This is a genomic window from Pseudomonas sp. B13(2017) (assembly GCF_002113245.1).
Lineage (GTDB): Bacteria > Pseudomonadota > Gammaproteobacteria > Pseudomonadales > Pseudomonadaceae > Aquipseudomonas > Aquipseudomonas putida_Z.
On sequence record NZ_NEJX01000003.1, the window covers coordinates 385,088 to 402,709 of the forward strand.

Annotated in this window: 19 protein-coding genes; 7 read left to right on the forward strand and 12 right to left on the reverse strand. The window is 63.9% G+C overall.

Annotated elements, in window-relative coordinates; genetic code table 11:
* Window positions 1-28: 28 nt before the first annotated feature.
* From CAG44_RS07055 to CAG44_RS07070, 4 genes are all read right to left on the reverse strand, one after another.
* The gene (locus tag CAG44_RS07055; protein WP_015268954.1) at window positions 29-319 is read right to left on the reverse strand and encodes a PA4642 family protein; all 291 of its coding nucleotides are present in this window, start codon (window positions 317-319) and stop codon (window positions 29-31) included.
* Window positions 320-387: 68 nt separating this feature from the next.
* Window positions 388-858: a hypothetical protein gene (locus CAG44_RS07060; RefSeq protein WP_025337696.1), complete on the reverse strand. Its 471-nt coding sequence runs from the start codon at window positions 856-858 to the stop codon at window positions 388-390.
* Window positions 859-1,045: 187 nt separating this feature from the next.
* On the reverse strand, window positions 1,046-1,519 hold the full coding sequence (locus CAG44_RS07065; protein ID WP_085691841.1) for a WbuC family cupin fold metalloprotein: 474 nt from the start codon (window positions 1,517-1,519) through the stop codon (window positions 1,046-1,048).
* A 2-nt stretch (window positions 1,520-1,521) separates the two neighbouring features.
* Entirely contained in the window at window positions 1,522-2,079 is a 558-nt protein-coding gene (locus CAG44_RS07070) for a hypoxanthine-guanine phosphoribosyltransferase (RefSeq protein ID WP_003256346.1), read from the reverse strand.
* A 161-nt stretch (window positions 2,080-2,240) separates the two neighbouring features.
* Here CAG44_RS07070 and upp point away from each other — a divergent pair, with 161 nt between their 5' ends.
* Together upp and CAG44_RS07080 are read left to right on the forward strand one after the other, a co-directional pair.
* Complete coding sequence (gene upp, locus CAG44_RS07075; protein WP_011532223.1) at window positions 2,241-2,879, forward strand: uracil phosphoribosyltransferase; 639 nt, start codon at window positions 2,241-2,243, stop codon at window positions 2,877-2,879.
* 2 nt (window positions 2,880-2,881) lie between these two features.
* The gene (locus CAG44_RS07080) at window positions 2,882-4,156 is read left to right on the forward strand and encodes a uracil-xanthine permease family protein (RefSeq protein ID WP_025337694.1); all 1,275 of its coding nucleotides are present in this window, start codon (window positions 2,882-2,884) and stop codon (window positions 4,154-4,156) included.
* Between the two features lie 132 nt (window positions 4,157-4,288).
* On the opposite strand, the gene hemH is transcribed toward CAG44_RS07080, so the two are convergent.
* The gene (hemH, locus tag CAG44_RS07085; RefSeq protein WP_085691842.1) at window positions 4,289-5,302 is read right to left on the reverse strand and encodes a ferrochelatase; all 1,014 of its coding nucleotides are present in this window, start codon (window positions 5,300-5,302) and stop codon (window positions 4,289-4,291) included.
* Window positions 5,303-5,315: 13 nt separating this feature from the next.
* A complete protein-coding gene (locus CAG44_RS07090; protein ID WP_085587346.1) occupies window positions 5,316-6,221 on the reverse strand; it encodes a TIGR01777 family oxidoreductase in 906 nt (301 codons plus the stop codon).
* Window positions 6,222-6,408: 187 nt separating this feature from the next.
* Here CAG44_RS07090 and CAG44_RS07095 point away from each other — a divergent pair, with 187 nt between their 5' ends.
* The 5 genes from CAG44_RS07095 to CAG44_RS07115 all read left to right on the forward strand — a co-directional run bounded on the left by CAG44_RS07095 (window position 6,409) and on the right by CAG44_RS07115 (window position 11,484).
* The gene (locus CAG44_RS07095; RefSeq protein WP_075043761.1) at window positions 6,409-7,395 is read left to right on the forward strand and encodes an NAD(P)/FAD-dependent oxidoreductase; all 987 of its coding nucleotides are present in this window, start codon (window positions 6,409-6,411) and stop codon (window positions 7,393-7,395) included.
* Between the two features lie 100 nt (window positions 7,396-7,495).
* Entirely contained in the window at window positions 7,496-8,464 is a 969-nt protein-coding gene (locus CAG44_RS07100) for a DUF523 and DUF1722 domain-containing protein (protein WP_085691843.1), read from the forward strand.
* Entirely contained in the window at window positions 8,454-9,353 is a 900-nt protein-coding gene (locus CAG44_RS07105; protein ID WP_085691844.1) for a MerR family transcriptional regulator, read from the forward strand. Before CAG44_RS07100 ends, CAG44_RS07105 begins: the two co-directional genes overlap by 11 nt.
* The gene (phrB, locus tag CAG44_RS07110) at window positions 9,344-10,786 is read left to right on the forward strand and encodes a deoxyribodipyrimidine photo-lyase (RefSeq protein WP_085691845.1); all 1,443 of its coding nucleotides are present in this window, start codon (window positions 9,344-9,346) and stop codon (window positions 10,784-10,786) included. Before CAG44_RS07105 ends, phrB begins: the two co-directional genes overlap by 10 nt.
* The gene (locus CAG44_RS07115) at window positions 10,783-11,484 is read left to right on the forward strand and encodes an SDR family oxidoreductase (RefSeq protein WP_025337687.1); all 702 of its coding nucleotides are present in this window, start codon (window positions 10,783-10,785) and stop codon (window positions 11,482-11,484) included. Before phrB ends, CAG44_RS07115 begins: the two co-directional genes overlap by 4 nt.
* A gap of 300 nt (window positions 11,485-11,784) precedes the next feature.
* On the opposite strand, the gene CAG44_RS07120 is transcribed toward CAG44_RS07115, so the two are convergent.
* From CAG44_RS07120 to hemA, 6 genes are all read right to left on the reverse strand, one after another.
* A complete protein-coding gene (locus CAG44_RS07120) occupies window positions 11,785-12,303 on the reverse strand; it encodes an acyloxyacyl hydrolase (RefSeq protein ID WP_025337686.1) in 519 nt (172 codons plus the stop codon).
* A 101-nt stretch (window positions 12,304-12,404) separates the two neighbouring features.
* Window positions 12,405-13,202: a glutamate racemase gene (murI, locus tag CAG44_RS07125; RefSeq protein ID WP_085587334.1), complete on the reverse strand. Its 798-nt coding sequence runs from the start codon at window positions 13,200-13,202 to the stop codon at window positions 12,405-12,407.
* Entirely contained in the window at window positions 13,195-13,950 is a 756-nt protein-coding gene (locus CAG44_RS07130) for a molybdopterin-synthase adenylyltransferase MoeB (protein WP_025337684.1), read from the reverse strand. The genes murI and CAG44_RS07130 overlap by 8 nt, the downstream gene beginning before the upstream one ends.
* Complete coding sequence (gene prmC, locus CAG44_RS07135; RefSeq protein WP_085691846.1) at window positions 13,944-14,774, reverse strand: peptide chain release factor N(5)-glutamine methyltransferase; 831 nt, start codon at window positions 14,772-14,774, stop codon at window positions 13,944-13,946. The genes CAG44_RS07130 and prmC overlap by 7 nt, the downstream gene beginning before the upstream one ends.
* The gene (prfA, locus tag CAG44_RS07140) at window positions 14,774-15,856 is read right to left on the reverse strand and encodes a peptide chain release factor 1 (RefSeq protein ID WP_013970909.1); all 1,083 of its coding nucleotides are present in this window, start codon (window positions 15,854-15,856) and stop codon (window positions 14,774-14,776) included. Before prfA ends, prmC begins: the two co-directional genes overlap by 1 nt.
* Complete coding sequence (gene hemA, locus CAG44_RS07145) at window positions 15,853-17,130, reverse strand: glutamyl-tRNA reductase (protein ID WP_085587332.1); 1,278 nt, start codon at window positions 17,128-17,130, stop codon at window positions 15,853-15,855. Before hemA ends, prfA begins: the two co-directional genes overlap by 4 nt.
* Window positions 17,131-17,622: the final 492 nt, after the last annotated feature.

The window sequence follows — 17,622 nt, forward strand, 5'->3', positions numbered from 1 at the left end:
CCGCGAAAGGGCCGTCACAGGTTAAAAATCAGCCACGGGCCTTGGCGATGATCTCGATGTAATCCGACGCATTGCGCTGGTCGGCAATCTGCTCGACAAAGGTCTTGCCGTGCTCATCCTTGCCATCCAGGTCCAGCCCAGCCTCGACGAAGAAGCCGACAAAACGCTCGAAATCGTCGATGCGCAGGCCGCGGTAGGCCTTGACCAGCTTGTGCAGCGACGGCGAAGTCACGCCATCGGCCGGCTCGAACTGAAGGAACGACTTGATGTAGTCGTCGCTGATCTCGTCACCGATTACCTGTTTCTTGTCTTTACGCATTGCCGACTCCAACTGGACCATCACGAAATTTCGAAGGCCGGCAGTGTACCCCCCGCAGGCCGGGCGCCTCAACGCGTACGTACGGTACCGGTGTGCAGGTCGGCCCAGACGTGGCCGTTGCCGTACGTGAGGAACTGCACATACAGCGTCTCGTTGCGCAGCAGGTCCATGATCACGCGGTAGTCGCTGAGCGGGTAATTCAGGCTCAGGGTCCGGGTTTTGTCGTCGTATACGGGTTTCTTCAGGCTTTTGGCCGCTTCACCGTCAAAGGTCAGCAGCACCTGGGCGATGGTCGCGCCCTTGCTCAGCGGCTTGCCCTTGAGGCGCACCTGCAACGACGAGGTGATCGGGATCGGCTGCTGGTCGGACTGGCGCTGGGTACCCACTACCACCGAGTAGTCGGTCACTTGCAGCAATTGCTGGCCGGTCGGCGCTTCCTGGCGCAGGGACTGGTCATCAGGTGGCAGGAACTGGCTGTGCAGCGGTGCGGCGGCGAGTGGCAGGCTGACCGCCAGCAGGAGGGGAAGAAACGCACGCATGTGAGGCTCCTTGAATGAAGGAGCACTCTAGCACGGCCTGCACAGGCTCTTGTAGGAGCGGCCTTGTGTCGCGATGGGCCGCAAAGCGGCCCCGGCCATGTTGGTGGCGAAGCTTCAATCGAGGGGCTGCTGCGCAGCCCGATCGCGACACAAGGCCGCTCCTACAGTTGAGTGCGCCGGCCTGACATCAATCGAACTGCGCGCGCATCCAGGCCTGGTACTCGGCCACGCCTTCTTCACCTTCGCGCGGAGCCCAGTGCGCATGCTCGCCTTCACCCACCGGCCGATACGGCCCGGCCTTGCACTCGAACATGATGCTGTCCGGCTCCAGCACCACCAGCCCATGATAAATACCAAGTGCCAGGTCCACACCCAGGCAATCACCCCCCGCCTTCAGCACTCGCTTGTCGGTCACCGCCCCCTGCTCGTCGAAGAGCAGCAGGCCCAGGCAACCCTTAAGCACGACCAGCGTTTCGGCTTTGTCATCGCGGAGGTGCCGATGCGGAGGGATGTAGGTGCTCGGTTGCAGCCCGACCGCCATGCGGTGGCAAGGCTCTTCCATCTCATGGAAATTGTGATGCTGCCGCCCGCGTGGGTTGGCGGCAGCCTGTGCAGCCAGCCCGGCGAACAGCGATTGGTCGATGAACGCAGGCTGGCGCATGATCACAGCCCCTTTACGGCGAAGATGCCGTTGGCGTTGCGCCAGTAGCCTTTGTAGTCCATGCCGTAACCGAAGATGTAGCGGTCGACGCAGGGCAGGCCCACGTAGTTGGCCTTGAGCTCCGGGCTGGCCTTGCGGTCATGGTCCTTGTCGATCAGTACCGCGGTGTGCACCGAGCGCGCGCCGGCATGCTTGCAGAACTCGATGATGGCGCTGAGGGTGTGGCCTTCGTCGAGGATGTCATCGACGATCAGTACGTCACGGTCGATGAACGACACTTCGGGCTTGGCCTTCCAGAACAGCTCGCCGCCGCTGGTCTGGTTGCGGTAGCGGGTGGCGTGCAGGTAGCTGGCTTCCAGTGGGAACTGCAGGTGGGTCAGCAGTTTGCCGGAGAAGATCAGGCCGCCGTTCATCACGCAGAACACAACCGGGTTCTTGTCGTGCAGGTCCTTGCAGATCTGCTCGCCGACTTTGGCGATGGCCGCTTCGACTTCGGCTTCGGTGTACAGGCAGTCAGCTTCACGCATGACTTGACGGATATGCTCGAGATCGGCGGACATGGCGCTCTCCGGGGGTGCATTTTGGAAAAGCGGGCAAAGGTACGCATCCGCTCGTCACAGATCAAGCATTTATGGACTAACGTCCAGAATGACCAGACGACAGCACAGGCTGAATAGATTAATCTAGCGCGGTTTTTTTGCCCGCCTTTCGGAGCCCCCCTATGCCCACTCGTGAGATCCGCCATCCGCTGATCCGCCACAAGCTCGGCCTGATGCGCCGTGCCGATATCAGCACCAAGAATTTTCGCGAACTTGCCCAGGAAGTCGGCGCGCTCCTGACCTACGAAGCCACCCAGGACCTGCCGCTCGAAACCTACGAGATCGATGGCTGGTGCGGCAAGGTGCAAGTTGAAAAAATCGCCGGCAAGAAGATTACCGTGGTGCCGATCCTGCGTGCCGGCATCGGCATGCTCGACGGCGTGCTCAGCCTGATCCCGGGTGCCAAGGTCAGCGCCGTCGGCGTTGCCCGCAACGAGGAAACCCTCGAAGCCCACACCTACCTGGAAAAGCTCGCGCCGGACATCAACCAGCGCCTGGCCCTGATCATCGACCCGATGCTGGCCACCGGCGGTTCGATGGTCGCCACCATCGACCTGCTGAAGAAGGCCGGCTGCAAAGAGATCCGCGCCATGGTCCTGGTCGCCGCGCCAGAAGGCATCGAAGTGGTGGAAAAAGCCCACCCGGACGTGCAGATCTACACCGCCTCGATCGACCAGCGCCTGAACGAACACGGCTACATCGTGCCGGGCCTGGGCGATGCCGGTGACAAGATCTTCGGCACCAAGCAAAAGGACGCCTGACCATGCAGGACGGCTTCAACGACCCGCTCTGGCGCCAGGTCGTTTCGGGCGCGCAGATGCTCTTCGTGGCATTTGGCGCGCTGGTGCTGATGCCACTGATCACCGGCCTCGATCCGAACGTCGCGCTGTTCACCGCCGGTATCGGCACCCTGCTGTTCCAGCTGGTCACCGGCCGCCAGGTACCCGTGTTCCTGGCCTCGAGCTTTGCCTTCATCACCCCGATCATCCTCGCCAAGGGCCAGTTCGGCCTGGCCGAGACCATGGGCGGCGTGATGGCCGCAGGTTTCGTGTACACCTTCATGGGCCTGATGGTGAAAATCAAAGGCACTGGCTTCATCGACCGCATGCTGCCGCCGGTGGTGATCGGCCCGGTGATCATCTCCATCGGCCTGGCCATGGCGCCGATCGCCGCCAACATGGCGATGGGCAAGGCCGGTGACGGCAGTGTGCTGCTGCCCTACAAGACCGCCATGATGATCTCGATGCCAGCCCTGCTGACAACGCTGATCGTCGCCGTGTTCGGCAAGGGCATCTTCCGTCTGGTGCCGATCATTGCCGGCGTGCTGGTCGGCTTTGCCCTGTCGTTCGCCTTTGGCGTGGTCGACACGGCCAAGATCGCCGCCGCACCGTGGCTGGAGCTGCCCAACTTCACCGCGCCAGCGTTCAACTGGCAGGCCATCCTGTTCATCGTCCCGGTTGCCCTGGCACCGGCGATCGAGCACATCGGCGGTGTGATCGCGGTCGGCAGCGTGACCGGCCGCGACTACCTGAAGAAGCCCGGCCTGCACCGCACCCTGCTGGGCGACGGCCTGGCCACCACCGCAGCCGGCCTGTTCGGCGGCCCGCCCAACACCACCTATGCCGAAGTGACCGGCGCGGTGATGCTGACCAAGAACTACAACCCGAAGATCATGACCTGGGCGGCGGTCTTCGCCATAACCCTGGCCTTCATCGGCAAGTTCGGCGCACTGCTGCAAAGCATCCCGGTACCGGTGATGGGTGGCATCCTGTGCCTGCTGTTCGGCTCGATCGCGGCGGTGGGCATGAACACCATGATCCGCCACAAGATCGACCTGGCCGAAGCCCGCAACCTGGTGATCGTGTCGGTGACCCTGGTGTTCGGTATCGGCGGCGTGCTGATCGGCAGCGGTGACGGCCCGGATGACTGGGGCCTGAAGGGCATCGCCCTGTGCGCCATCGTGGCTATCGCCCTGAACCTGATCTTGCCGGGCAATGATGGCTGGAAGCACAAGAAGCTGGATGATCAGTTGCCTTGATTCGGCTTTAGCCTGACCTGGCCCTATCGCCGGCAAGCCAGCTCCCACAGGTACCCCACAGATTTCAAGAACTGTGGAATACCTGTGGGAGCTGGCTTGCCGGCGATAGGGCCAGTACAGGCAACCTGAAAGTCAGGCCTTTTCGCACATCCCCGCCAGCGCCTTCACCCACTCCGGGTGATCATTCAGGCAAGGCACCAGCACCAGCTCCTGCCCGCCGGCCTCGACAAACTGCTCGCTCCCGCGCATGCCGATCTCTTCCAGGGTCTCGATGCAATCGGCCACGAACGCCGGGCACATTACCAGCAGCTTCTTCACCCCGGCCTTGGCCAGCTCGTCCAGCCGCGCCTCGGTATAGGGTTCGATCCACTTGGCCCGCCCCAGCCGTGACTGGAACGACACCGACCATTTGCCATCGGGTATGCCCATTTTCTGTGCAAAGGCCCTGGCCGTTGCCAGGCACTGCCCGCGGTAGCACACCGCACGCATATCGGCACTGGCATCCTTGCAGCAGTCGGCCGCCTGGAAGTCATGCTTGCCGGTCGGGTCCAGCTTCTTCAGGTGCCGCTCCGGCAAGCCATGGAAGCTCAGCAACAGGTGATCGTAATCCTGCTCCAGGTAAGGCCGGGCGCTGGCCGCCAGTGCCTCGATGTAGTCTGGGTGATCGTAGAACGGCTGCAGCACGCGCAGCTGCAACGGCAACTGGCGTTCACTGACCGTCTGCCTGGCCTGCTCCACCACAGTGGTCACCGTGCTGTCGGCGAACTGCGGGTACAGCGGCGCCAGGGTCACCTTGCGCACACCCTGTGCCACCAGGCGCTCCAGTACCTCGGGCAAGGCCGGCTGGCCATAGCGCATGGCAATCTCCACCGGGCCATGGGGCCAGTGCTCGACCATCGCCGCCTGCAGGCGACGGGTCAGCACCACCAGCGGCGAGCCCTCCTCCCACCAGATCGAGCCATAGGCGTGCGCCGACTGCTCCGGGCGCTTGACCAGGATCAGCGACACCAGCAGGCGCCGCACCGGCCAGGGCAGGTCGATCACGTACGGGTCCATGAGGAACTGGTTGAGGTAGCGGCGCACATCGGCCACCGAGGTGGAGGCCGGGGAACCCAGGTTGACCAGCAGCAGGGCGTGATCGGTCATGCAGCGTCCTATGTCAGAGGCGGCTGGACAGGTTGTCCAGGGCCGATTGCAAATCGTTGAAGCGGAAGGTGAAGCCTGCCGCCAGCAAGCGTACCGGGCGGGCGCGCTGGCCGCCGAGCAGCAGGGTCGACAGCTCACCCAGCCCCGCTTTGAGCAGCAGTGCCGGCACTGGCAGCAGCGCCGGCCGGTGCAAGGTGCGGCCAAGGCGCCTGGCGAACTCGCGGTTGCGCACCGGCTCCGGGGCGCAGGCATTATAAGGACCGCTGGCATCCTTGTGCTGCAAGAGAAAATCAATCAGGGCGACCTGGTCGTCTATATGGACCCAAGGCATCCACTGCCGCCCGTCGCCCAAAGGCCCGCCCAGCCCCAGTTTGAAGGGCAGGCGCAGGCGCGACAAAAAGCCGCCGTCACTGGCCAGCACCAACCCGGTACGCACCAGCACCACGCGAATGCCCTGAGCCTGCGAACGCATCGCTGTCTCTTCCCAGGCAATGCACAGTTGGCTGGCGAAATCTTCGCGCACCGGCGGTGAAGCCTCGGTCAGCTCACGTTCGCCACCGTCTCCGTACCAGCCCACCGCAGAGCCGGAGATCAGCACTTCCGGGCGCTGTTCGCGGCTGCCCAGCCAGGCCAGCAACTGCTCGGTGAGGGTGACGCGGCTGGCCCACAGCAGGTTGCGCCGGGCCGCCGTCCAGGGCCGATCGGCAATCGGCGCGCCGGCCAGGTTGATCACTGCGTCCAGATGATCATCCGCCTCCAGTTGCTCCAGGCGGGCAATGCCACGCACGCCGTTCCCACAAATTTTCGGCACCTGCTCAGGTCGCCGGCTCCATACCGTCAAGCGATGACCCTGGCCGAGCCAGTACTGGCACAGGTGCTTGCCAATCAACCCGGTGCCGCCTGTCAGCAATATATGCATGGCTGTGTCCTCGCAGAATGCGGCGGTGGTCTATTTTTAACATCAAGGCACTTTTTTGACCCGACGCTCTCGGATAAACATAGGCCAACCTGCCTGCCAACACGGAATAACCTTATACAAAATTTGAGCATTGTACAGGTTTGCCTGACAGCGTAGTCTGCTTACAGCAAGGTTTGAAGAGGCCATCATGACAGTACCTATTGCCATCATCGGGGCCGGTATCGCCGGTCTGTCAGCCGCCCAGGCCTTGCAGAAGGCCGGGCAATCCGTGCATTTGTTCGACAAGGGCCACGGCAGTGGCGGTCGCATGGCCAGCAAGCGCAGCGAAGCTGGCGCGCTGGACCTCGGCGCCCAGTATTTCACCGCCCGTGACCGGCGCTTTGTCGAGCAGGTACAGCAGTGGGTTGCCGCTGGTTGGGCCGAGCAATGGAAGCCACAGCTGTACAATTACCGCGATGGTGAACTCACCCCTTCACCCGACGAGCAGACACGCTGGGTGGGCGTGCCGCGCATGAGTGCAATCACCCGCGGCCTGCTCAAGGACGTGACGGTCAACTTCGGTTGCCGCATCGCCGAAGTGTTCCGCGGCAAGCAGTACTGGCACCTGCAGGACACCGAAGGATGCAGCCACGGCCCCTACAGCCGCGTGGTGATCGCCGTGCCGGCACCACAGGCCACGCCGTTGCTGGCCGCTACCCCGAAGCTCGCTGCCGTGGCCGCCGGTGTGCAGATGGAGCCCACCTGGGCCGTCGCCCTGGCCTTCCAGACCCCGCTGGAAACCCCGATGCAAGGCTGCTTCGTGCAGGACAACCCGCTCGACTGGCTGGCGCGCAACCGCAGCAAGCCCGGGCGTGACGAGCAGCTCGACACCTGGGTACTGCACGCCACCTCGGACTGGAGCCGGCAACACATCGACCTGCCCAAGGAAGAAGTGATCGAACAGCTGTGGGGCGAGTTCGCCGAACTGGTCGGCTGCGTGGTGCCGGCACCTACTTTTGCCTTGGCCCACCGCTGGCTTTATGCCCGCCCGAGCAGCAACCATGAATGGGGCGCGCTGGCCGATGCTGACCAAGGTTTGTACGCCTGCGGTGACTGGTGCCTGTCCGGCCGTGTCGAAGGCGCCTGGCTCAGCGGTCAGGAAGCGGCGCGTCGGCTGCTCGAACACCTCGAGTGATGTAGGGTTATACAAAAAAACTGGTTTGCATAACTTCCGGGCTGTGCTGGAATGAACCTGTACAACTTTTTAGTCTCGTACAGGTTTTGGGAGGCAGCACATGCACGACTCATTTGCCCACAGCAAGCCGCGTATCGCCATCAGCGCCTGCCTGACCGGGCACAGCGTGCGCTATAACGGCGGCCACAAGGCCTCCGACCTGTGCCGTATGCAACTCGAGGAACATTTCGACTGGTTGCCGGTGTGCCCGGAGGTGGCCATCGGCCTGGGCGTGCCGCGCGACCCGATCCGGCTGGTCGGCGACCCCGAGCAGCCGGAAGTGGTAGGCACCCGCAACCCCGGCATGGACCTGACCGGCCCGCTGCGCAACTACGGCGAGCAAATGGCAGCCGAACTCGACGATATCTGTGGCTACATCTTCATGCAGAAATCGCCTTCCTGTGGCCTGGAGCGCGTCAAGGTGTACCAGGACAATGGCCACCCGGCCTTCCACGGTGGGCGGGGCGTGTATGCCCAGGCGTTCTGCGCACGGCGCCCGGACCTGCCGGTGGAAGAAGAAGGCCGCCTGCACGACCCTGTGCTGCGCGAGAACTTCATCAGCCGCGTGTACGCCTACGCCGACTGGCAGCGCCTGCTGGCCGAAGGCCTGAGCCGTGGCGCCCTGGTGCGGTTCCACTCGCGCTACAAATACCTGCTGATGGCCAACAACCCGCAGGCCTACCGCAGCCTCGGGCGCCTGCTCGGCAACATGAGCAAGGACGATGACCCGCAAAGCATCGGCCCGCGCTATTTCAGCCAGCTGATGCAGGCCCTGCGTCGCTGTGCCAGCCGTGGCACTCATTGCAACGTGCTGCAGCATCTGAGCGGCTACTTCAAGGACACCCTCACACAGCAGGACAAAGCCGAGCTGCAAGCCATCATCGGCCAATACCAGCAAGGCGTGGTACCGCTGGTAGTGCCGCTGACCCTGCTCAAGCACCATTTGCGCAAGCACCCCGACCCGTATCTGCAGCAGCAGGCCTACCTGCAGCCGCACCCCGAGCGCCTGGGCCTGCGCAATGCCGTCTGAAATCCTGTTGCCCATCGGCGAGCTGGCTCGCCGCACGGGCGTCAATCCCGTCACCCTGCGCGCCTGGGAGCGCCGCTATGGCCTGCTCAAGCCCCAGCGTACCGCCAAGGGCCATCGCCTGTATCCGCTGGAGCAGGTCGAACGCGTCGAGGCGATCCTCGCCTGGCTGCAACGCGGCGCCTCCGTCGGCCAGGTACGCGAGCTGCTCGACAAACCGGCCAGCACGCCACCGAAAGGCGACTGGCAAGCCCGGCAGTTCCAACTGGTCGAGGCCATCGCCACGCTGTCGCAGCGCGCCCTCGACCAGCAGCTCAACCAGGCGATGGCCCTTTACCCGGCTGTCACCCTGTGCGAGCAATTGCTATTGCCGCTGCTCGACCTCCTCGACCTGCGCTGGCGCAACTATTTCAATGCACGGCTGGAGCAGGTGTTTTTCCACAGCTGGCTGCGCAGCAAGCTGGGCGCCCGGGTCTACCACGACAACCAGTTGCTGCAAGGCCCTGCCATCTTGCTGACCGAACACAGCGAACACACCTTCAGCCCCGGTTTGTGGTTGTGCGCCTGGCTGTTCACCAGCAACGGCCTGCCGGTCGAAGTACTGGAGCACACCATTGCCGGCGCGCACCTGCAACGCGCCGTCACCATGCTCAAGCCGCGCGCCGTGCTGCTGCACCTGGGGCCACGCATCGATGACAAGGCGCTGCAACGCACCCTGTCCAACCTGCCCGTACCGACCCTGGCCGGCGGGCCGATGCTGGCGCTGCACGAAGCCCGGCTGCGTGCCCTCAGGCTGCCCAACCTTGCCCTGTTCGATACCCCTCAGGCGGCATTGCGTTTGCTGCAAGCCCATGACCGCCAGCCTGGAGAGATGACCGCACCATGCACCTGACCTGGCTGCGCAGCGACCTGCGCATCGATGACAACACCGCGCTCAGCGCCGCCTGCGAACGCGGCCCGGCCCTCGCCCTGTGGCTGGTCAGCCCCGGGCAATGGCTGGCCCACGACGACGCCGCCTGCAAAGTCGACTTCTGGCTGCGCAACCTGCGCGACCTGCGCCAGGCGCTGGAGCGCCTGAACATCCCCCTGCTGATCCGCAGGATCGACACCTGGGACCAGGCGCCACAGGCCGTACTCGATGTCTGCCGCCAGCATCAGGTGCAAAGCGTGCACTGGAACGAGGAGTACGGCATCAACGAGCAACGTCGCGACGACGCCACCCGCGCGCTGCTGGAAAAGTCGTCCATCCAGGCCCACAGCCACCTCGACCAGCTGTTGTTCCGCCCAGGCACCATCCTTACCCGCAGCGGCGACTACTTCCAGGTGTTCAGCCAGTTCAAGAAGAACTGCCTGGAGCACCTGCACCGCGGCCTTCCCGCCCTGGCCCAGCGGGTGAAACGCCAGGCACCGCTGCAGGTCAGCAGCGACCCGATCCCCCAGCACGTGGACGGCTTCGAAAAACCCGCGCAAACACTGCGCGACCACTGGCCGGCCGGCGAAGCCGAAGCGCAGGCGCGGCTGACCCGTTTTCTCGACGAAACCATCGACGACTACCAACAGCTGCGCGACTTGCCTGCCAAGCCCGGCACCAGCCAGCTCTCGGCCTACCTGGCCGCAGGCGTGATCTCGCCGCGCCAGTGCCTGCACGGCGCCCTGGCCAGCAACCGCGGCGAGTTCGACAGCGGCAGCAGCGGCGTGCAAACCTGGATCAACGAGCTGCTCTGGCGCGAATTCTACAAACACATCCTGACCGGTTATCCACAGGTCTCGCGTCACCGCGCCTTCCGCGCCCAGACCGAAGCCCTGCCCTGGCGCGATGCACCGGCCGACCTCGAAGCCTGGGAACAGGGCCGGACCGGCTTCCCGATCATCGACGCCGCCATGCGCCAACTGCTGGATACCGGGTGGATGCACAACCGCCTGCGCATGATCGTGGCCATGTTCCTCAGCAAGAACCTGTTGATCGACTGGCGCAAGGGCGAGCGGCATTTCATGCGTCACCTGATAGACGGCGACCTGGCCGCCAACAACGGTGGCTGGCAGTGGAGCGCGTCCACTGGCACCGACGCAGTGCCCTATTTCCGCATCTTCAACCCGGTTTCGCAGTCGCAGCGTTTCGACCCGCAGGGGCGTTTCATTCGGCACTGGCTGCCGGAATTGCAGGGGCTGGATGAAAAAGCCATTCATTTCCCCGTGAAGTCGGCCGATCTTTTTGCTAGATATTCCTATCACAGTCCAATTGTCGATCTCGACAGCAGTCGTCAGCGCGCACTGGAGGCATTCAAGAACCTCCCGCGCCGGCAGGATCAGAGGGCAGCATCTTGAACAACGCACGCAGTATCTGGGTGACGGGAGCAGGCAATGGACTTGGCCTGGCGTTAGTGGAAGGGTTACTCGAGCAAGGACACCGGGTAGCTGCAAGCGCCAAGCATGGCGAGGCACTGGATGCCCTGGCTGCACGCTATGGCAGCCAGCTGTTGCGCTTGCCGTGGCAGTTGCACGAAGAACACCAGGCGGCCCAGGCCAGCCAGCAGATATGCCATGCCTGGTGCGCGCTGGACGGTTTGATCATCAATGCCGGTACCAGCGACTACCTGGCGGACGATGTGGCGGACAGCGAGTTGTTCGAGGCGATCGTCACTGACAACCAGTTGGCCGGCGAGCATTGCCTGGCCAAAGCGCTGCCTTTGCTGGCGAAGGGTGACTCACCGCAGGTGATGGCGGTGTTCAACCGTTATTCGGCGCTGCAGCTGCATGCACCGACGCAGGCGCCTGCGGGCTGGAACAACATGCCGCAGTGGATGCGCGAGCAGCGTCAGGCGTTGAAGGCGCAGGGGGTCGAGCTGACCGTGGTGGGGCCGCAGTCGTTGAAGACACCTGTGACACCGGCGCAGGCGATACCGGAGGCGTGGACGCCGCAGAATGCGGCAGAAGAGCTGCTGCGGCGGTGGCCGCAGAGGGAGCCCGAGCTTGTGCTGGAGGCTTTGGATCTGACTAGCCTGTGGCCTTTGCCACTCAAGTAATCGATGTGGTGACCGTTCCGGCCCTATCGCCGGCAAGCCGGCTCCCACCTCGACCGCATCGGCTTGAAGTCATGCGCATAACCTGTAGGAGCAGCCTTGTGCTGCGAAGAGGGCAGTAGGGCAGCAGATGTTCTTCTGCAGCAATGGCTTCTTCGCAGCACAAGGCTGCTCCTACAAGGTGATGAGGTAGCCTGAGTAATGGAGCAAGACAGTTGCTCCTCCAGGTACCTCATAGATCTCAAGCTATGTAAGCCCCCTGTGGGAGCGGGTTCACCCGCGAAGAGGCCGGCACAGGAGAGCTCAGAGCGCCATGCGGTAATGCAGGCTATAGCTCTCCACCCCATCGTTGGGCTGCTTGATGCCTGCGTTGGAATAGTGAATCGCCCGCACGCCAATCTCATGCCCACCGGCAAAGCGCAATCCAAAGCCGATACGGTCCTCGAACTGGAATGCCGAGCCCAGCTCGTTGTCTTCCAGCTCGGTGCTGGAGAATGCCGCCACGCCAATCCCCGCCTCTATATAAGGCTTCACCGACTCCCCGGCAAACTCGTAGACGAACACCGGCGCGAACGACAGGCTATGGTTGCTCGCGGTCTCGTCACCATCCCAATAGGTGTAGGCCCCATCCCAGTACCCCGTCAGGCGCCCGACGCTGGTCTGCCACCAGCTCGCATCCCAATTCGATTGCAGCCCCAACCGATAGACCATGGTCGAGTCACCGGTCTGCCCCACCGAAAACGAAACGTCGGCAGCCTGCGCCGCCAGTGAGTGCCCCAGGGTGAAGACGGCAGCCGCCGCCAAGCCAAGCAGCTTCTTCATGAGCAACATCCTTCTTTGCTGTTATTGGTATCCGCCTCATGTCAGGCAAAGCGATAGAAAACGGCAGTGGTACGATAGTTCAGCTTCTTTTCACGTTTTTTTCACAATGAAAAGCTTTGCACACTGTCGGACTTATGCCACAGCAAAGGTAGGATTTTTCTGAGTGATTGCGGATCGGCGCTGGTCCAGAAGCGGGTATCCCGGGCTGGCCCATCGGCCAGCAGGTCATCCGCGCCCAGCAGCCGCTGCAGTTGGCGCGCCACTGCGGCACCGGTGTCGATGATGGCCACGTCGGCTGGCACCATGCCGGCCAGCAACGGGCGCAGGAAGGGGTAATGGGTGCAGCCGAGGATCAACGTGTCGCAGCCAGCGGCCAGCAACGGCTGCACATAACCTTGCAGCAACTGGCGCAGCGCCGGACTGGCCAGGTCGCCGGTCTCGATCAGCTCGACCAGCCCCGGGCAAGGTTGGGTGATGACCTGCACGTCATTGGCAAAGCGGTCGAGCAAGGCGGCGAACTTGGCGCTCTGCAGGGTACCTGTGGTGGCCAGCACACCGACCACGCCCGAGCGCGTGGCGGCGGCAGCAGGCTTCACCGCCGGCTCCATGCCCACCAGCGGCCAGGTCGGGTACAACTCGCGCAGGTCGGCCACCGCCGCCACCGTGGCGGTATTGCAGGCCAGTACCATGGCCTTGGCACCCTGTTCATGGAAGAACGCAGCAATGCGTCGGAGACGCTCACGGATATAGTCCGGCGACTTCTCGCCGTAGGGTATGTGCCCGCAATCGGCCACGTACAGCAGCGTCTCGTTGGGCAGCAGGCGCTGGATCTCTGCGAGCACCGACAAGCCGCCGACTCCGGAATCCATCACGCCGACCGGCGCCGAGCGCTCAGCCATCGCGCTTGCCGCAGACCGCACAGGCCGGGTCGCGCTTGACCCGCAGTTCGCGGATACGAGTGCCGAGAGCATCGATCAGCAGCAGGCGGCCGACCAGCGGCTCGCCGAACCCGGCCAGCAGCTTCATCGCCTCCAGCGCCTGCAGGCTGCCCACCAGGCCCACCAGCGGGCCGATCACACCGGCTTCGCTGCAGGTCAGTTCGGCTTCGCTGCCATGGCCGTACAGGCAGTGGTAGCAAGGGCTGTAGTCACGCCGTGGGTCGAATACCGACAACTGCCCTTCCAGGCGGATCGCCGCACCGCTGACCAGCGGCTTGCCAGCCGCGACACAGGCGACGTTGACCGCCTCGCGGGTACCGAAATTGTCAGAGCAGTCCAGCACCAGGTCCACCGCTGCCACCGCTGCCGCCAGCGAGTCCTCGTCCAGAGCCTGGCGATGGGCAACCAGGCTGATTTCCGGGTTGATCGCCTGCAAGCGCTGCAAGGCCGAATCGACCTTGCTCATGCCGACGCTGGCACTGTCGTGGATCACCTGGCGTTGCAGGTTGGTCAGGTCGACGGTGTCGAAGTCGGCCAGGTGCAGCTCACCCACCCCGGCAGCGGCCAGGTACAAGGCGACTGGCGAGCCAAGGCCACCGAGCCCGACGATCAGCGCCTTGCTCTGCTTGAGCCGCAATTGGCCGTCGATGTCGATCTGGGCCAGCAATACCTGCCGGCTGTAACGCAGCAGTTCCTGATCACTCAGCATGGCAGGCGCCCCAGGGTAATGCGTTCATGGCCGCCCAGGTCCGTGCGGCTGGCGACCTCGATGAAGCCTTGTTCAGCCAGCAAGGCGCGCACCGCCGCTGCCTGATCGTAGCCGTGTTCCAGCAGCAACCAGCCACCCGGCACCAGGTGCGCGGGGGCCTGGGCAGCGATTACGCGCAAGTCGTCCAGGCCATCATCGCCGGCCACCAGCGCGCTGCTGGGTTCGAAGCGTACATCACCGGCGACCAGGTGCGGGTCTGCGGCGGCGATGTAGGGCGGGTTGCTGACAATCAGGTCGAAACGCTCGCCGGCCAGGCTGTCGAACCAGTGGCTGAGCCGTACCTGGGCGTTCGTCAGGCCCAGGCGCTGGCGGTTGCGCTCGGCCAGGGCGGCGGCCTCTTCCACCCGGTCCACTGCAGTTACCTGCCAGGCCGGGCGATCGCTGGCCAGGGCCAGGGCAATCGCGCCGGTGCCGGTGCCCAGGTCAAGGACCTTGGCCGGCGTGGCGGGTTGCAGTTCAAGCGCGGCTTCGACCAGCAGCTCGGTATCCGGCCGCGGGATCAGGGTATGCGGCGCAACCTCCAGGTCGATCTTCCAGAAGCCCTGCAGCCCGAGAATGTAGGCGACCGGTTCGCCGCCACGGCGGCGCTGCAGGTAGCCTGCATAGGTCTCGGCATCTTCGCTGCTGACGATTCGCTCGGGCCAGGTGTGCAGGTAACTGCGCGACTTGCCGATGGCCGCGGCCAACAGCAGCTCGGCATCCAGCCGCTCGGTGGGCGATTCTGGCAACTGCGCGTTGCGCAGCAGGCTGGCGATGATGGTCATCAGTCCCCCAGGGCGGCCAGTTGATCGGCCTGGTATTCGGCCAGCAGCGGTTCGATCACCGCCTCCACGCCACCGGCGAGGATGTCGTCCAGCGAGTACAGGGTCAGGTTGATGCGGTGATCGGTCACCCGGCCCTGTGGATAATTGTACGTACGGATGCGCTCGGAACGGTCACCCGAGCCGACCAGCAGCTTGCGCTCGGTGGCGATGGCGTTCTGCGCGGCGCTGGTCTGCATGTCGTTGAGCTTGGCCGACAGCCAGGACATGGCGCGAGCACGGTTCTTGTGCTGCGAGCGCTCTTCCTGGCACTCGACCACGATACCGGTGGGCAAGTGGGTGATACGGATCGCCGAGTCGGTCTTGTTGACGTGCTGGCCGCCGGCACCGGATGCGCGGTAGGTGTCCACGCGCAGGTCGGCCGGGTTGATCTCGATGGCCGCTTGCTCGTCCGGCTCGGGCAGTACTGCCACGGTGCACGCGGAGGTGTGGATACGGCCCTGGGATTCGGTTTCGGGCACGCGCTGTACGCGGTGCGCGCCGGACTCGAATTTGAGCTTGCCGTACACGCTCTCACCCTCGACGCGGGCGATGATTTCCTTGTAGCCGCCGTGCTCGCCTTCGTTCTCGGAGAGGATTTCCAGGCGCCAGCCACGCTTTTCGGCGTAGCGCGAATACATGCGGAACAGGTCGCCGGAGAAGATCGCCGCCTCGTCGCCACCGGTGCCGGCACGGATTTCGAGGAACACGTTGCGGCCGTCGTTGGGGTCCTTGGGCAACAGCATGCGTTGCAGCTGCGACTCCAGCGTCAGCAGTTGTTCCTTGGCTTCACGCACTTCTTCCACGGCCATTTCGCGCAGGTCCGGGTCACTGTCCTTGAGCAGCGCCTGGGCACCTTCGAGGTCGTCCTGGACTTTGCGCCACTCTTTATAAGCAGCGTAGACCGGCTCGACTTCGGCGTATTCACGGGAATAGGCGCGAAAGCGCGTCTGGTCGGAAATGACCTCGGCATCACCGAGCAGTGCGGTGAGTTCTTCGAAGCGGTCCTGGAGGATTTCCAGTTTGTTCAGCAGCGACGCTTTCATTGCGGGGATTTGTCCGTCGAGCCCTCGTTGAGGGCAAAGAGTTCCTGGGCCATGGCCAGCGCATCGAGGCGGCCCTCGGCCGAGAGCCTTTTCAATTGCACGCTGGGTGCGTGCAGGAGTTTGTTGGTCAGCCCCCGGGCCAGTTGGGCCAGTACCTCTTCGGGGTTGCCGCCGTTGGCCAGCAGTCGCTGGGCCTTTTGCAGTTCTTCGTCGCGCAGGCGCTCGCTTTGCTGGCGATAGGCCTTGAGCACATCCACCGCGGCCAGCTCGCGCAGGCGCAGCATGAAGTCTTCGGCCCCCACCGACACCAGCTCTTCGGCGGCCTGGGCCGCGCCCTGGCGACTCTTGAGGTTTTCCGCCACTACGTCGTGCAGGTCATCGACAGTGTACAGGTAGACGTCGTCGAGTTCGCCGACTTCGGTTTCGATATCGCGCGGTACAGCAATGTCGACCATGAAAATCGGCTTGTGCCGGCGCTGTTTCAGCGCGCTCTCGACCGCGCCCTTGCCGAGGATCGGCAACTGGCTGGCGGTGGAGCTGATGACGATGTCGCTGTTGGCCAGTTCCTGGGGGATGTCGGCCAGCAGAACGGCGTGCGCACCGAACTGCTCGGCCAGGATGCTGGCCCGCTCAAGGGTACGGTTGGCCACGACGATGCGGCGCACGCCCTGCTCATGCAGGTGGCGGGCGACCAGGGTGATGGTTTCGCCGGCGCCGATCAGCAGGGCCTGGCTGCGGCCCAGGTCGCTGAAGATCTGCTTGGCCAGGCTGACCGCGGCAAACGCCACCGACACCGGGTTTTCACCGATGGCGGTGTCGGTGCGCACCTGCTTGGCGGCGCTGAAAGTGGCCTGGAACAGGCGCCCGAGCAATGGGCCGACGGTGCCAGCCTCACGCGCCACGGCGTAGGCGGACTTCATCTGGCCGAGGATCTGCGGCTCGCCGAGCACCAGGGAGTCCAGGCCGGAGGCCACCCGCATCATGTGCTTCACCGCCTCGTGCTCTTCGTGCACGTAGGCGCTGGCGCGCAGCTCGTCCAGGCTGAGGCGGTGGTAGTCGGCGAGCCATTGCAGCACCACATCGGCGGACAGGTGGTCCTGCTCGATATAGAGCTCGCTACGGTTGCAGGTCGACAGAATCGCCGCTTCGCGGCTGGATGTCAGTCGGCAGAGCTGCTGCAGGGCGTCTACCAGCTGCTCTGGGGTAAACGCCACGCGCTCGCGTACGTCTACCGAGGCAGTCTTATGGTTGATACCAAGTGCAAGAAAGGCCATGCAAGGTCGCTGGTTGTGACGGGAAGCCGATAATTGTCCTCTTTCGCAGGTTTTTGGACAACCACCGTTCGCTATTGCGCTGATAGCGCTGCGGCTATCGCCGGCTTCAGGCCAGCATCAGCGGCAACTTCAGCTCACACCCCCGCTTTTGATCTGGCTTTTGATCTTGATCTTGATCTTGATCTTGATCTTGATCTTCGCGACTTCAGGAGGCCGAACGCAGGCCTTGCGGAGGGAGGTGACGGGCATGGATGCCCGTCAAGCGCTGAGGCCCCATGGATGGGGCCTGCAGCGCGTACTCCCGGGAGCAAGGCCGGAGTGAGGGAACCCCGGAGCGCAGCGTAGGGGCCGGATGATGGGAGCGCAGCGTTTTTTGGTTACTTTTTGCCGCGTTTGGCAAAAAGTGACTCGCCGTAAGGGCGAAAAGGTGAGTCAGCGTCGCCATCGCAAACGGACTGTTCGCCATATCAAAACCGTCGCTTAAGCTTTTTG

Bases quoted from the DNA above. Each gene is read 5' to 3' on its own strand.
- CAG44_RS07055 (WP_015268954.1), bottom strand. From the start codon at position 319: ATGCGTAAAGACAAGAAACAGGTAATCGGTGACGAGATCAGCGACGAC.
- CAG44_RS07060 (WP_025337696.1), bottom strand. From the start codon at position 858: ATGCGTGCGTTTCTTCCCCTCCTGCTGGCGGTCAGCCTGCCACTCGCC.
- CAG44_RS07065 (WP_085691841.1), bottom strand. From the start codon at position 1,519: ATGCGCCAGCCTGCGTTCATCGACCAATCGCTGTTCGCCGGGCTGGCT.
- CAG44_RS07070 (WP_003256346.1), bottom strand. From the start codon at position 2,079: ATGTCCGCCGATCTCGAGCATATCCGTCAAGTCATGCGTGAAGCTGAC.
- upp (WP_011532223.1), top strand. From the start codon at position 2,241: ATGCCCACTCGTGAGATCCGCCATCCGCTGATCCGCCACAAGCTCGGC.
- CAG44_RS07080 (WP_025337694.1), top strand. From the start codon at position 2,882: ATGCAGGACGGCTTCAACGACCCGCTCTGGCGCCAGGTCGTTTCGGGC.
- hemH (WP_085691842.1), bottom strand. From the start codon at position 5,302: ATGACCGATCACGCCCTGCTGCTGGTCAACCTGGGTTCCCCGGCCTCC.
- CAG44_RS07090 (WP_085587346.1), bottom strand. From the start codon at position 6,221: ATGCATATATTGCTGACAGGCGGCACCGGGTTGATTGGCAAGCACCTG.
- CAG44_RS07095 (WP_075043761.1), top strand. From the start codon at position 6,409: ATGACAGTACCTATTGCCATCATCGGGGCCGGTATCGCCGGTCTGTCA.
- CAG44_RS07100 (WP_085691843.1), top strand. From the start codon at position 7,496: ATGCACGACTCATTTGCCCACAGCAAGCCGCGTATCGCCATCAGCGCC.
- CAG44_RS07105 (WP_085691844.1), top strand. From the start codon at position 8,454: ATGCCGTCTGAAATCCTGTTGCCCATCGGCGAGCTGGCTCGCCGCACG.
- phrB (WP_085691845.1), top strand. From the start codon at position 9,344: ATGCACCTGACCTGGCTGCGCAGCGACCTGCGCATCGATGACAACACC.
- CAG44_RS07120 (WP_025337686.1), bottom strand. From the start codon at position 12,303: ATGAAGAAGCTGCTTGGCTTGGCGGCGGCTGCCGTCTTCACCCTGGGG.
- murI (WP_085587334.1), bottom strand. From the start codon at position 13,202: ATGGCTGAGCGCTCGGCGCCGGTCGGCGTGATGGATTCCGGAGTCGGC.
- CAG44_RS07130 (WP_025337684.1), bottom strand. From the start codon at position 13,950: ATGCTGAGTGATCAGGAACTGCTGCGTTACAGCCGGCAGGTATTGCTG.
- prmC (WP_085691846.1), bottom strand. From the start codon at position 14,774: ATGACCATCATCGCCAGCCTGCTGCGCAACGCGCAGTTGCCAGAATCG.
- prfA (WP_013970909.1), bottom strand. From the start codon at position 15,856: ATGAAAGCGTCGCTGCTGAACAAACTGGAAATCCTCCAGGACCGCTTC.
- hemA (WP_085587332.1), bottom strand. From the start codon at position 17,130: ATGGCCTTTCTTGCACTTGGTATCAACCATAAGACTGCCTCGGTAGAC.